The sequence below is a fragment of the Streptococcus sp. KHUD_011 genome (assembly GCF_046352925.1).
Taxonomy (GTDB): domain Bacteria; phylum Bacillota; class Bacilli; order Lactobacillales; family Streptococcaceae; genus Streptococcus.
On the sequence record NZ_CP157578.1, the window covers coordinates 571297 to 584830 of the forward strand.

General features: G+C 39.4%; 13 protein-coding genes. All 13 read left to right on the forward strand.

The features are described from left to right. The first annotated feature begins 80 nt into the window (after nt 1-80). Entirely contained in the window at nt 81-5924 is a 5844-nt protein-coding gene (locus ABKJ27_RS02620) for a mucin-binding protein (RefSeq protein ID WP_410011976.1), read from the forward strand. Nucleotides 5925-6087: 163 nt separating this feature from the next. Next, nucleotides 6088-6378: a 30S ribosomal protein S6 gene (gene rpsF / locus ABKJ27_RS02625; RefSeq protein ID WP_001151780.1), complete on the forward strand. Its 291-nt coding sequence runs from the start codon at nt 6088-6090 to the stop codon at nt 6376-6378. 11 nt (nt 6379-6389) lie between these two features. Then, nucleotides 6390-6860, forward strand: coding sequence for a single-stranded DNA-binding protein SsbA (gene ssbA / locus ABKJ27_RS02630; protein ID WP_000609602.1), 471 nt, complete (start codon nt 6390-6392; stop codon nt 6858-6860). Nucleotides 6861-6891: 31 nt separating this feature from the next. Further along, entirely contained in the window at nt 6892-7131 is a 240-nt protein-coding gene (rpsR, locus tag ABKJ27_RS02635) for a 30S ribosomal protein S18 (protein WP_000068664.1), read from the forward strand. 172 nt (nt 7132-7303) lie between these two features. Then, nucleotides 7304-7807 carry a GNAT family N-acetyltransferase gene (locus ABKJ27_RS02640; protein ID WP_410011977.1) on the forward strand — a complete coding sequence of 168 codons (504 nt, stop codon included), beginning with the start codon at nt 7304-7306 and terminating at the stop codon, nt 7805-7807. A gap of 79 nt (nt 7808-7886) precedes the next feature. Then, the gene (locus tag ABKJ27_RS02645; protein ID WP_410011978.1) at nt 7887-9287 is read left to right on the forward strand and encodes a bifunctional Cof-type HAD-IIB family hydrolase/peptidylprolyl isomerase; all 1401 of its coding nucleotides are present in this window, start codon (nt 7887-7889) and stop codon (nt 9285-9287) included. Nucleotide 9288: 1 nt separating this feature from the next. Beyond that, complete coding sequence (locus ABKJ27_RS02650) at nt 9289-9651, forward strand: S1 RNA-binding domain-containing protein (RefSeq protein WP_153226010.1); 363 nt, start codon at nt 9289-9291, stop codon at nt 9649-9651. Nucleotides 9652-9703: 52 nt separating this feature from the next. Further along, nucleotides 9704-10453, forward strand: coding sequence for a tRNA1(Val) (adenine(37)-N6)-methyltransferase (locus tag ABKJ27_RS02655; protein ID WP_410011979.1), 750 nt, complete (start codon nt 9704-9706; stop codon nt 10451-10453). After that, nucleotides 10443-10727: a GIY-YIG nuclease family protein gene (locus ABKJ27_RS02660; RefSeq protein ID WP_410011980.1), complete on the forward strand. Its 285-nt coding sequence runs from the start codon at nt 10443-10445 to the stop codon at nt 10725-10727. Before ABKJ27_RS02655 ends, ABKJ27_RS02660 begins: the two co-directional genes overlap by 11 nt. A 191-nt stretch (nt 10728-10918) precedes the next feature. Beyond that, nucleotides 10919-11854 (forward strand): manganese-dependent inorganic pyrophosphatase, encoded by a 936-nt coding sequence (locus tag ABKJ27_RS02665; protein ID WP_153226007.1) that lies wholly within the window; start codon nt 10919-10921, stop codon nt 11852-11854. Between the two features lie 210 nt (nt 11855-12064). Further along, entirely contained in the window at nt 12065-12559 is a 495-nt protein-coding gene (locus tag ABKJ27_RS02670) for a YiiX/YebB-like N1pC/P60 family cysteine hydrolase (RefSeq protein ID WP_410011981.1), read from the forward strand. Further along, nucleotides 12543-13193, forward strand: coding sequence for a DUF1803 domain-containing protein (locus ABKJ27_RS02675; RefSeq protein ID WP_247933411.1), 651 nt, complete (start codon nt 12543-12545; stop codon nt 13191-13193). The genes ABKJ27_RS02670 and ABKJ27_RS02675 overlap by 17 nt, the downstream gene beginning before the upstream one ends. Nucleotides 13194-13294: 101 nt before the next feature. After that, a complete protein-coding gene (locus ABKJ27_RS02680; protein ID WP_000051184.1) occupies nt 13295-13486 on the forward strand; it encodes a CsbD family protein in 192 nt (63 codons plus the stop codon). Nucleotides 13487-13534 lie beyond the last annotated feature (48 nt).

Sequence of the window (13534 nt, forward strand, 5' to 3'; positions counted from 1 at the left end):
AATATAGTTGATTTTATAAAACAAACATATAGATTTATATGTAATTTTAGACTTTTAGATTGAGATAAAAAGGAGAAACCATGTATTCAAGAATGGAAAAATACCATGGTAGAAGAGCCCAGCGCTTTTCTATTCGTAAGTATAGCTTTGGTGCCGCAAGTGTTCTATTGGGAACGGCACTTGTTTTAGGTGCTAATGGAGTACGAGCTGATGAGACTACACCTTCAGTAAAACCGGCTACTTCTGAACTATCAAATTCAGATAAAAATCTTTCGGGTTCGACTTTGTCAACACCTGTTGTTGAAGAACTTCCAGAATTAAAGATTGATGATGTAAAAGCGGAAGAAAAACCTGAAGCTAAAGAAGATGCTAAACCTGCAGCAACACCAGTGGAAGAAAAAGAAGTTACTGAAACGACTGCAGATAAAACTGATAAAAAATTAGAAACAGATGTAAAAGAAAAATCTGATAAAGAGCAAGCTGACAAAAAAGAAGCAGATAAAGAAAAAACTGACAAAGAAACATCTGAAAAAGTTGAAACAGAAAAAACACAAGATGATGTGAAGACAGTTCTTACTCAATTGACTTCAGAAGCTGATGTAATGGCAACAGTAGCCTCAAATTTCTCAGATAAAGAAGTGAAAGATGTTGAAGCTAAACAAAAATTGTCAGCTGCAGTTGCTGCAGTGAAGCTTGAAGCAGTAGCATCTAAAGGTTTACTTTCATCTGATGCTTCTAAAGACCAAATGGTAGCTCAAGTGAATCGTCTTTCTGCCGCAATCGAAGCAGTCTATGCTGAAATGAAACGTGCAGGTCATGCAGGTAAAGTAGAAGCTGTGTTGGGAGCGACAGATGGTAAATCACAAACAATCACTGGTAAAGGAGTTGTTCGTGAAGGTAAAGCAGTAGTAAACGTTCAAAATGCATATATTACTATGAACCCTGAAAATACAAAACCATTATCTTGGGGGATACAAGTAGCATTTGACACATCTAAAGCTCAAGCTGGAGATACAACAACGATTGAACTTAAAAACTTAGCAGCGTTTGGAGGTTCATTTAAAAAAGGAACAAAGATTACAGCAACAGATGGAACAGTAATAGGAGAAGTAACTGAGGCTGCCCAAAGCAATTCCACTGGTAATAAAGGTACTACAAGTCCATATTGGGCACAACGTATGAAAGCTGGTATGACATATGAAGAACGTCTAAAAGAACAACCTCCTATTGCAAACGAAGTAGGTACTGTTACATACACTATTAAATGGAATGATAAAGCGAAAGATTATGCTTTAACTACATATAATGTCGAGTATTTAACAGGGAACGCATATCAAGCGCCACAAATTTCTAAAGATACAGACTACGTTGCTTCAATATCGGTTGATGGTCAAAAAGTTATTGAGCATACTTATACTAATAAGGCAACTAAACCAAGTTCTCAGAAACAATCAACAGGAGTGTCGTTAACGCCTAATAGTGGTTTAACATATGAGGGTGCAAAACTTGTCAAACAAAATGATACATTAACATTAAACACAGATACAGATGTAAGATACGGAAAAGGGTCAAAATTCACTGTAAAATTACCTAATACTGAATTTAACTACTTTAAGGAAATTGAAGGAAGTAAAAATACCGTATCAAATACTAATAAAGATGACAGCGTAACATACAGACCTTCAGATCGTTTTGCAAATGCAAAACCTAATGAAAATAATGTCTGGATCCTTCAAGATGGTCGTGATACTAACTTTACCTTAAAAGCGACTGTAAAATCACCTACAGAAGTAGAATTTGAAGTTGTAGATGGTGCTATTCAAGAAGGTTCTACAGTTTCTGTAGATTTAGCGAAACTTGGAGTCAAGAGAGAAATTACGAATAGAACATTTACAGATGAGTTCTCAAAACTTAAGTATGATGACTTAGGTCGTGTAACTAAAGGAAGTTCTGTTGGTAACGATAAAACTGCAGGAACTCTTACAGTAACAGGTGGTACACCACTTGAAGGTGAAAAAGAAGATATAACTACAAAGGTTAATAATGGATGGGAAGTTAATGCTTCACCAGCAGGTTCGACAGCTGTTGAAACAGGTGCTGTTACATTAACACTGACAGATTTAGAAACTGGAAAAATCATTGGTTATACACCAACTGAATACAAAGGTGATGCGAGTCTTAAAGAAGATGGAACTTATGAAACCAAGAATATCCTAGGTAAAAAATACGATGTTACTAATCAACTACCGGATACCATTAAGACGGTTAATGAAACAGATTATATTCTAGCGGATATACCACCAAAAGGGCCAGCAGGAACAATTAATGTTAGTGATAAACGTGTTCGTGATATTATGACTCCAGATGAGATTACGGCTACAGGTTTGAACCCTAACGCTTATGTAAACAATGTAATTTATTCATACGTTAAGAAAACAAAAGTAGAAGAAGTAAACCGTACAATTAAATTTGTATATGCAGAAAATGTTGCAGACCTAGCAGGTACTGAGGTATTCCCATCACAAAAACAAACTGTAAGTTACACAGGTAAAGTAAAATTAACTGCAGACGGGAAAGCAGTAGTCGACACTAACGATAAACCAATCTACATTGATTGGAATGGTACTAATGGTCAAAGCACTGACCTTCCAGAACTTGCAGTACCTCAAAAAGAAGGTTACATCGCAAGTGTTGAAAAAGTCCCGGTACAAGCAACAACAGCTACAGATGAAGATTACGAATATGTTGTTAAATATACAGCAATCCAAAAAGCGAAAACAACATTTGTAGACGAAAAAGGAAATGCAATTCCAGGAGTAGCTGAAATTACTGAACAAGGTGGATCAGAAACTCCATTAACAAAAGAAGCTGATGTTAAAGCTAAAATCGCAGAACTTGAAAACAAAGGATATGAATTAGTATCTAATACATACCCAGAAGGTGGTAAGTTCGATAAAGATAAAGACACTGATCAAGAGTTCAAAGTAACACTTAAAGCTAAAGAAGTTACAGTAACACCAGATCAACCAAAAACACCAGGAACTCCAGTAGATCCAAACAATCCAGACGGACCTAAATACCCAGCTGGATTAGAAGAAAAAGATCTAAACAAAACTGTTACACGTACAATCACTTATGTGTACGAAGATGGAACTCCAGTGTTAAATGAAGATGGAACACCAAAAACAGTAACACAAGAAGCTAAATTCACACGTGAAGCTAAAGTCAACTTGGTTACAGGTGAGGTTACATACGGAGACTGGTCAGAAGCTAAAGACTTACCTGAAGTGAAATCACCAGTAGTAACAGGTTTCTTAGCTGATAAAGCAAGTGTTCCAGTAGTAAATGTAACTGGAGATTCAAAAGATATTACGGAAGTAGTAACATACAAACCACTTGGTTCATGGGTACCAAATATCCCAGGACAACCAACAAACCCAATCAAATATCCAAATAATCCAGATGATCCAACACAACCAGGTAAACCAACAGAAGTGTTACCATATGTACCAGGATTCACACCGAAGGATAAAGATGGAAATCCACTTAAACCAGTAGATCCAACAGATCCAACAAAAGGATATATCGTACCAGATCTTCCAACAGATCCAAGTCAAGACACACCAATCAACTACGTAAAAGATACGCAAAAAGCTAAGACTACTTTCGTAGATGAAAAAGGAAACCCAATTCCAGGAGTAGCTGAAATTACTGAAGAAGGTGATTCAGATGCACCATTAACAAAAGAAGATGAAGTTAAAGCTAAGATCAAAGAACTTGAAAACAAAGGATATGAATTAGTATCTAATACATACCCAGAAGGTGGTAAGTTCGATAAAGATAAAGATACAGATCAAGAGTTCAAAGTAACACTTAAAGCTAAAGAAGTTACAGTAACACCAGATCAACCGAAAACACCAGGAACTCCAGTAGATCCAAACAATCCAGATGGACCTAAATACCCAGCTGGCTTGGAAGAAAAAGATCTAAACAAAACAGTCATACGTACAATCACATATGTGTACGAGGATGGAACTCCAGTGTTAAATGAAGACGGAACTCCAAAAGTTGTTACTCAAGAGGCTAAGTTCACTCGTGAAGCTAAGGTTAACTTGGTAACAGGTGAAGTGACTTATGGAGACTGGACACCAGCACAAGACTTAGCAGAAGTTAAATCACCAGTAGTTAAAGGATACTTAGCTGATAAAGTAACAGTACCAACTACAAAAGTAACTGCGGATTCAAAAGATACTAAAGAAGTAGTAACCTACAAACCACTTGGTTCATGGATTCCAAACATTCCAGGACAACCAACTAACCCAATCAAGTATCCAAATGATCCAGCAGATCCAACAAAACCAGGAAGTGATAAACCAGTTCTTCCATACGTACCAGGTCACACACCTGTTGATGGAAACGGACAACCACTTAAACCAGTAGATCCAAAAGATCCATCAAAAGGATACGAAGTACCAAATGTTCCAACTAATCCAGGTGAAGATACACCAATCAATTACGTAGCGAACAATGCGAACTTAGTAGTTAAATATGTAGATGAAAACGGTAAAGAGCTTCTACCTTCAGAAACTACAGAAGGTAAAGTAGGTGATGAGTACGCTACAAGTGGAAAAGTTATTACTGGATACGTATTGGAACGTGTAGAAGGTGAAGCTAAAGGTAAGATTGGAGAAAACGGTACAACAGTAACTTATGTTTACAAACCGCTTGGTTCATGGATTCCAAACATTCCAGGTCAACCAACTAACCCAATCAAGTATCCAAATGATCCAGTAGATCCAACAAAACCAGGAAGTGATAAACCAGTTCTTCCATACGTACCAGGTCACACACCTGTTGATGGAAACGGACAACCACTTAAACCAGTAGATCCAAAAGATCCATCAAAAGGATACGAAGTACCAAATGTTCCAACTAATCCAGGTGAAGATACACCAATCAACTACGTAGCAAACAAAGCTAACCTAGTAGTTAAATATGTAGATGAAAACGGTAAAGAGCTTCTACCTTCAGAAACTACAGAAGGTAAAGTAGGTGATGAGTACGCTACAAGGGGAAAAGTTATTACTGGATACGTATTGGAACGTGTAGAAGGTGAAGCTAAAGGCAAGATTGGAGAAAACGGTACAACAGTAACTTATGTTTACAAACCACTTGGTTCATGGGTGCCAAATATCCCAGGTCAACCAACAGACCCAATCAAGTATCCAAACGATCCAACAGATCCAACCAAACCAGGTAACGACAAACCAGTTCTTCCATACGTACCAGGTCATACACCTGTTGATGGAAATGGACAACCGCTTAAACCAGTAGATCCAGCAGATCCAACAAAAGGATACATCAGTCCAGATATCCCAACAAATCCAGGTGATGATACACCAATTAATTACATTCCAAATGTAACTCCAAATGTAGATCAGGGTGGTTATACTCCGCAACCACAACCGCAACCTGAACAAGTTGTGACTTACTATGTAGACGAAAATGGTAAAGATATCGCACCAAGTGAAAAAGGAGCACAAGCTCCAAAAGGAATTTCAGGTTACGAATACGTAACAACTACGAAAGACCTTAATGGAAATCTTGTACACCATTATAAGAAAGTAGCAACACCACAATCAGTTCCAACAACACCAGAGACTCCTGAACAACCAGTAGCCCCAGTGCAACCGGAACAGCCAACAAATCCAACCCAACCAGCAATTCCTGTGCAACCAACAAGTCCAGCTAATGAAACAGTAGCGACTGATGTTGCTGATAAACCAGAAACCCCTAAATATGTTGATGGTCAAAAAGAATTGCCTAACACGGGTACAGAAGCTAACGCTAGCCTCGCAGCGCTTGGACTTCTTGGAGCCCTAAGTGGATTTGGACTTCTTGCTCGCAAGAAAAAAGAGGACTAAAAACTCATAGTTTTTGAGAAGATGATTCGTCATCTTCTTTTTTTATTTAAGTGTTTTTACTTGCGTAAAAAAATGTTTTCTAGTATAATAGTTTATTGTGAGCGAACCTCACTTACCCCTTGTAAAGTCTTGGGGTCATTAGACCAAAAGGAGGAACATATCAATGGCTAAATACGAAATTCTTTATATTATTCGTCCAAACATTGAAGAAGAAGCTAAAAACGCTTTGGTAGCACGTTTTGACTCTATTTTGACTGACAACGGTGCAACTGTTGTTGAATCAAAATCTTGGGAAAAACGTCGTCTTGCATACGAAATCAAAGATTTCCGTGAAGGACTTTACCACATCGTTAACGTTGAAGCAAACGACGACGTAGCTCTTAAAGAGTTTGACCGTCTTTCAAAAATCAACGCTGACATTCTTCGTCACATGATCGTCAAAACTGACGCTTAAGAAGGTAAACTATGATTAACAATGTTGTACTTGTAGGGCGTATGACACGTGACGCTGAGTTGCGTTATACCCCATCAAATGTAGCAGTTGCGACTTTTACTCTTGCAGTAAACCGTACATTTAAGAGTCAAAATGGTGAACGTGAGGCTGATTTTATCAATGTCGTTATGTGGCGCCAACAGGCTGAAAACCTTGCTAACTGGGCTAAAAAAGGCTCACTTATCGGGGTGACAGGTCGTATCCAGACTCGTAGTTACGATAACCAGCAAGGACAACGTGTATACGTGACAGAGGTCGTGGCTGAGAATTTCCAAATGTTGGAAAGCCGTAGTGTGCGTGAGGGTCACACAGGTGGAGCTTATTCTGCACCAAGTTCAAACTATTCAGCGCCTACAAATTCAGTACCAGACTTTTCACGTGATGAAAATCCATTTGGAGCAACAAATCCTTTGGATATTTCAGATGATGATTTACCATTCTAATGGACAACTAAAATTATAAAGGAGAAAAAACATGGCTCAACAACGTCGTGGCGGATTCAAACGCCGTAAAAAAGTTGATTACATCGCAGCAAACAAAATTGAATATGTTGATTACAAAGATACTGAGCTTCTTAGCCGTTTCGTTTCAGAACGTGGGAAAATCCTTCCTCGTCGTGTAACAGGAACTTCAGCTAAAAACCAACGTAAAGTAACAACAGCTATCAAACGCGCTCGCGTAATGGCTTTGATGCCTTTCGTAAACGAAGATTAAAGAAAAGACCCTGACGGGTCTTTTTTTCACGAGCTTTGAAATGAGAGAGCGAGTTGGGGTCCAGTGGACCTCTTTTTCAGACCCTGACGGGTCTTTTTTTCACGAGATAGTTTTTTTCTGATCTTGGCGTGCTATAATGGTGATAGAAAGAGTAAAGGTGGGTAAGACAAAGATGGATTGTACGATTAGAAATATGATTAAGTCTGATATTGAATCCTTATCTCATGGATTTATGAATCAAGGTTGGCCTGATAGAGAAGAAATCTTAGCTAACTATTTTTGTGAGCAAGCAAGGGGTGGTAGAGAAATCTTGGTAGCGACTATGAATGGAGTAGTGGCGGGTTATATTACGATTTTACCTTTGGCTAAAGATGGGCCTTTTGCGTCAACCTGTCCAGAGATTTCAGATTTCAATGTGTTTGAACCATTTAGAAATAAAGGTATAGGAAATAGGCTCTTAGAAGAAGCAGAACAACGAGTTAAGCGTTTTTCTGGTACAGTATGTCTAGGTGTAGGTTTGCACTTGGGATATGGTCCTGCCCAGAGAATGTATATCAAACGAGGCTATATTCCAGATGGGACAGGTGTCTGGTATAGAAATAAACCGCTAGAAATGGGTGCAAGTTGTCAAAATGATGATGATTTAGTTTTATACTTATCCAAGGACTTACAATAAAACTGGAAACTCTTTGAAAATAGGGGATTTAGCTACTTTATGGTATAATGGAAAGAGTTAGATTGAAAGAGGTAGTGAGATGGATGCCAAATTAAGATATAAGGCAAAGAAGATCAAGATTGTCTTTTTTGATATTGATGATACATTGCGGAATTCAAAGACGGGTTTTATTCCAGATTCAATCCCAACTGTCTTTAAGCAACTACGTGAGAAAGGAATCTTGACAGGTATTGCTTCTGGACGAGGGATTTTTGGTGTTGTGCCAGAGATTCGTGAACTCAATCCTGACTTTTTTGTAACCTTAAATGGGGCCTACATCGAAGATAAAAAAGGTCAGGTTATTTACCGACATCAGATCGAGAAGTCAGATGTTGAGGAGTATATCTCTTGGGCTAAGCAAGAAGGAATTGAGTATGGCTTGGTTGGGAGTCATGATGCCAGGTTATCGACTCGCACCGATATGATTAGTGAAGCTATCAATCCAATTTACCCTGACTTAGATGTGGATCCCGATTTCCATGAGAAAGAAGACATCTATCAGATGTGGACTTTTGAAGATAAAGGAGATGACTTGCACTTGCCTGACAGTCTCTCTGATAAACTTCGCATGGTTCGTTGGCATCAACATTCGTCTGATATCGTGCCGATTTCAGGCTCCAAAGCGACGGGGGTGGAAAAGGTTGTGGAACACCTTGGCTTGAAACCAGAGAACGTCATGGTTTTTGGAGATGGGCTGAATGACTTGGAACTCTTTGATTATGCTGGAATCAGCGTTGCCATGGGAATTTCCCATGATAACATCAAAGAAAAAGCAGATTATATTACAAAAACGTTAGAAGAAGATGGTATTTTTAATGCCTTAGAAAGATTTGGTATGGTAGAAAAAGAATTGCATTTCCCACAAGTAGACATTGAAACAGTAGAAGGTCCGTTGGCGACTATTAAGACCAATCACGGAGACTTGCGTATCAAGCTCTTCCCTGAACATGCTCCTAAAACAGTGGCTAACTTTGTAGCTCTTTCTAAAGATGGCTATTATGATGGTGTCATTTTCCACCGTATTATCAAGGACTTTATGATCCAAGGTGGAGACCCAACTGGAACTGGTATGGGTGGCGAGTCAATCTACGGTGAATCATTTGAGGATGAATTCTCTGAAGAACTTTACAATATCCGTGGTGCCCTTTCCATGGCTAATGCTGGGCCAAATACCAACGGCAGCCAGTTCTTTATCGTGCAAAATCAACACCTGCCTTATTCTAAAAAGGAGATTGCTCGTGGTGGTTGGCCAGAACCGATCGCAGAAATCTATGCAGAGCAAGGTGGGACACCTCACCTAGACCGTCGTCACACTGTATTTGGTCAGCTAGCTGATGAAGATTCTTATGCTGTTTTGGATGCCATTGCTGCTGTTGAGACGGGAGCTATGGACAAGCCAGTTGAAGATGTCGTGATTGAAACAATTGAAATTGAGGACTAAGATGAAAATCGGTGATAAGCTAAAGGGGCGTATTACAGGGATTCAGCCCTACGGTGCCTTTGTTGAGCTAGAGACGGGTGATACGGGGCTGATTCACATTTCGGAGATTCGGACAGGCTTTATTGAAAATATCCAAGAAGCCTTGAAAGTCGATGAAGAGGTTCTGGTTCAGGTGGTGGATTTAGATGAATTTACAGGGAAAGCTAGCCTTTCTATCCGCACCTTGGAGGAAGAAAAGCACCAGTTTCCTAGACGGAGACGCTTTTCAAGCGACCGCTTTAACTATGGTTTTGCCCCTCTCAAACGAATGATGCCAATTTGGACCAAAGAAGCCCTTCAATATTTGAAGAATCAGAAGCGCTAGTTAGAAAACTCTATCTTTTGTAATGTTAATATGAATTTGTTATAATAGGACCATGGAAGAAGAACAATTATTAAAATCAGGGGAGCGCATTAACCAGCTCTTTTCGACAGATATCAAAATCATTCAAAATAGAGAGGTTTTTAGCTATTCGGTGGATAGTGTTCTCTTGTCACGTTTTCCACGTTTTCCTAAGAAGGGCTTAATTGTGGATTTCTGTGCTGGGAATGGAGCAGTGGGGCTATTTGCTAGCACTCGTACCCAGGCACAGATTTTGGCTGTTGAGATTCAGGAGCGTTTGGCAGATATGGCTGAACGCTCTGTCCGTTTGAATGGTTTGGAAGAGCAGATGCAGGTCATCTGTGATGATTTGAAAAATATGCCTGCTTACATTCAGGGAAGTAAGGTGGATATGATTTTGTGTAATCCGCCCTATTTTAAGGTGGATCCTCATTCTAACTTGAACGAGAGTGAACACTATCTCTTGGCACGCCATGAAATCACAACTAATTTGGAAGAAATCTGTCGTAGTGCCCAAAGTATTCTCAAGTCTAATGGGCGTTTGGCCATGGTTCATCGTCCTGATCGACTCTTGGATATTTTGGACATGTTACAACGGCATAATCTAGCACCTAAGCGACTGCAATTTGTCTATCCGAAAAAGGAAAAGGAAGCCAATATGCTCTTGATTGAGGCTATTAAGGATGGTTCTACTAATGGTTTTAAGGTCTTGCCACCTCTCATTGTTCACAATGATGACGGTTCCTATACGCCGGAACTTGAAGAGATTTATTATGGATCATAAGGCTTATATGTATGTGCTGGAGTGCCGTGATGGTTCCTACTATACAGGCTATACGACTGACGTGGGAAAACGCCTCGCTGTCCACAATAGTGGGAAGGGAGCCAAATATACACGATCACGCTTGCCAGTCAAACTTATCTATGCTCAAGGTTTTGCCAGTAAGGAAGAAGCCATGTCAGCGGAAGCCCTTCTCAAGCGTAAGAAGAGGCCGCAGAAGGAAAGATTTTTATCTGAAAATCAAGATAGAAATTTACTTATACTCAATGAAAATTAAAGAGCAAACTAGGAAGCTAGCCGTAGGCAGTACTTGAGTACGGCAAGGCGAAGCTGACGTGGTTTGAATTTGATTTTCGAAGAGTATCAGTTATTTTGAAGAATCGTGAGGAGCCCTTTGACTCCTCTTACTTTTGTCAAAAAGCGAAAAAAATGCTACAATAAATAGAATAAACAAAATGAGGTATTATCATGTCTAAGATTCTAGTATTTGGTCACCAAAATCCAGACTCAGATGCCATTGGGTCATCTGTAGCCTTTGCCTACCTTGCAAAAGAAGCTTACGGTTTGGATACGGAAGCTGTTGCCCTTGGAACTCCAAATGAAGAAACAGCCTTTGTCTTGAACTATTTTGGTGTAGAAGCACCGCGTGTTATCACTTCTGCTAAAGCAGAAGGCGCAGAGCAAGTTATTCTGACTGACCACAATGAATTCCAACAATCTGTATCAGATATCGCTGAAGTAGAAGTTTATGGTGTTGTAGACCACCACCGTGTGGCTAACTTTGAAACTGCAAGCCCACTCTACATGCGTTTGGAGCCAGTTGGTTCAGCGTCTTCAATCGTTTACCGTATGTTCAAAGAACATGGTGTAGCTGTGCCTAAAGAGATTGCAGGTTTGATGCTTTCAGGTTTGATTTCAGATACCCTTCTTTTGAAATCACCAACAACACACCCAACAGATAAAGTCATTGCTCCAGAATTGGCTGAATTGGCTGGTGTAAACTTGGAAGAATATGGTTTGGCAATGTTGAAAGCTGGTACCAACTTGGCTAGCAAATCTGCTGACGAATTGATTGACATCGATGCTAAGACTTTTGAACTCAACGGAAATAATGTCCGTGTTGCTCAAGTAAACACAGTTGACATTGCTGAAGTTTTGGAACGTCAAGCAGAAATTGAAGCTGCAATGCAAGTTGCCAACACAGCAAACGGCTATTCTGACTTTGTCTTGATGATTACAGATATCGTCAACTCAAATTCAGAAATCCTAGCACTTGGTGCTAATATGGACAAGGTAGAAGCAGCTTTCAACTTCAAACTTGAAGACAACCATGCTTTCCTTGCAGGTGCTGTTTCACGTAAGAAACAAGTGGTACCTCAATTGACTGAAAGCTTTAATGCTTAAGATTTTGAGTGTCAATTCAAATTAGGAAAGGCTAGTTTGCCTTATATCGAAAGGAGTTTCGGCTCCTTTTTTTCTAGGAGTGAAGCATGTTAGAAAATGGTGATTTGATACTCAATGAAAATCAAAGAGCAAACTAGGAAACTAGCCGCAGGCTGTACTTGAGTACGGCAAGGCGACGTTGACGTGGTTTGAATTTGATTTTCGAAGAGTATGATTTTTGTGAGAGATGATTCTGACATGGGACAGGCTATCCAGACTTCCACAGGTAACTATAACCATGTTGCCATTTATTTGGATAGTATGATTTACCACGCTAGTAGAAAGTCTGGTGTGGTCTGTCAGAAACCAGCAGACTTCTTTGACTCCAATCATTTGTACGACCTCTATGTCTACCCAGAAATGGATATCCAGTCAGTGAAGGAAAGAGCTGGCAAACATCTGGGAGCTCCCTACAATGCTTCTTTTTATCCAGCTGGACCTGGTTTTTATTGCTCCCAGTATATGGCAGAAATTCTCCCTATTTTTAAAACTATTCCCATGAAATTTGGAGATGGGGAGCAGGAGATTAGTGATTTTTGGAGAGAGTATTACAGAGAACTAGGTCTGCCTGTTCCTTTGAACCAAGCTGGGACCAATCCTAGTCAGTTGGCAGCATCGCCTCTGTTAGAATGTAAAGAAAGGAATCTTCATGATTCAGATTTTTAATCCATCTCGTTTGACGAGACAGCCATTTTTTGGAGAATTGATCCGCTATCTGGACCAGCATGAGGATGTGATTCTACGGGAAATTAAGGCTCAATTTCCAGATGTAGCAGTTGACAAACTCATGGAAGAGTATATAAAGGCTGGCTTGATTCTACGGGAAAATAAGCGCTATTACCTTAATCTCCCTATGCTTGAGTCACTCGATAATCTAGAACTGGATCAAGAGATTTTTGTCAGCGAAGATAGTCTGATCTATCAAACCTTGTTGGAGCAGACTTTTGAGACGGAATTACGAAATCAAACTAATGCAGCTATTTTAGTTGAAAAGACGGACTTTGCGCGAACTAAAATGACCCTGTCCAATTATTTCTACAAGGTCAAACATCAGTATCCTTTGACAGAGAAACAGCAGAAACTTTATGACATTTTAGGAGATGTCAATCCTGAGTATGCACTCAAATACATGACAACTTTTTTGCTGAAATTTCTCAAAAAAGATCAATTGATCCAGAAACGCCGTGATATTTTTGTGGACAGTTTAGTCGTCCTAGGATATATTGTCCAAAATGAAGATGGAAAGTATGAGTTGGCCGTCGATTTTGATAAGGAAAGATTAACTTTCTACTTGGCCTGATTTCTTATCTCTGAGCACATTGTTTGACTTTCCTTAGTATTCGGTATAAACTATATGTAACCGGTAACACATATCGGAATAAAACTAAAGGAGACAATTATATGTCACTTGAAAACAAATTGGAACAAGCAACAGGCGCTATCAAAGAAGGATTTGGTAAGGTTACTGGGGATAGCAAGACTGAAGCAGAAGGCGCTGTAGAAAAGACAGTTGCTAAGGCAAAAGAAGTAGTTGAAGATGCTAAAGGTGCTGTAGAAGGTGCCGTTGAAGGTTTGAAAAACGCTTTTAAATAAAAATAGAAAAAATCAAGGGTTTCGTTTCCCTTGATTTTTTTACGATCC

What these genes read in the sequence shown, in the direction of transcription:
- ABKJ27_RS02620 (WP_410011976.1), top strand. Translation starts at nt 81, where the DNA reads ATGTATTCAAGAATGGAAAAATACCATGGTAGAAGAGCCCAGCGCTTT.
- rpsF (WP_001151780.1), top strand. Translation starts at nt 6,088, where the DNA reads ATGGCTAAATACGAAATTCTTTATATTATTCGTCCAAACATTGAAGAA.
- ssbA (WP_000609602.1), top strand. Translation starts at nt 6,390, where the DNA reads ATGATTAACAATGTTGTACTTGTAGGGCGTATGACACGTGACGCTGAG.
- rpsR (WP_000068664.1), top strand. Translation starts at nt 6,892, where the DNA reads ATGGCTCAACAACGTCGTGGCGGATTCAAACGCCGTAAAAAAGTTGAT.
- ABKJ27_RS02640 (WP_410011977.1), top strand. Translation starts at nt 7,304, where the DNA reads ATGGATTGTACGATTAGAAATATGATTAAGTCTGATATTGAATCCTTA.
- ABKJ27_RS02645 (WP_410011978.1), top strand. Translation starts at nt 7,887, where the DNA reads ATGGATGCCAAATTAAGATATAAGGCAAAGAAGATCAAGATTGTCTTT.
- ABKJ27_RS02650 (WP_153226010.1), top strand. Translation starts at nt 9,289, where the DNA reads ATGAAAATCGGTGATAAGCTAAAGGGGCGTATTACAGGGATTCAGCCC.
- ABKJ27_RS02655 (WP_410011979.1), top strand. Translation starts at nt 9,704, where the DNA reads ATGGAAGAAGAACAATTATTAAAATCAGGGGAGCGCATTAACCAGCTC.
- ABKJ27_RS02660 (WP_410011980.1), top strand. Translation starts at nt 10,443, where the DNA reads ATGGATCATAAGGCTTATATGTATGTGCTGGAGTGCCGTGATGGTTCC.
- ABKJ27_RS02665 (WP_153226007.1), top strand. Translation starts at nt 10,919, where the DNA reads ATGTCTAAGATTCTAGTATTTGGTCACCAAAATCCAGACTCAGATGCC.
- ABKJ27_RS02670 (WP_410011981.1), top strand. Translation starts at nt 12,065, where the DNA reads ATGATTTTTGTGAGAGATGATTCTGACATGGGACAGGCTATCCAGACT.
- ABKJ27_RS02675 (WP_247933411.1), top strand. Translation starts at nt 12,543, where the DNA reads ATGATTCAGATTTTTAATCCATCTCGTTTGACGAGACAGCCATTTTTT.
- ABKJ27_RS02680 (WP_000051184.1), top strand. Translation starts at nt 13,295, where the DNA reads ATGTCACTTGAAAACAAATTGGAACAAGCAACAGGCGCTATCAAAGAA.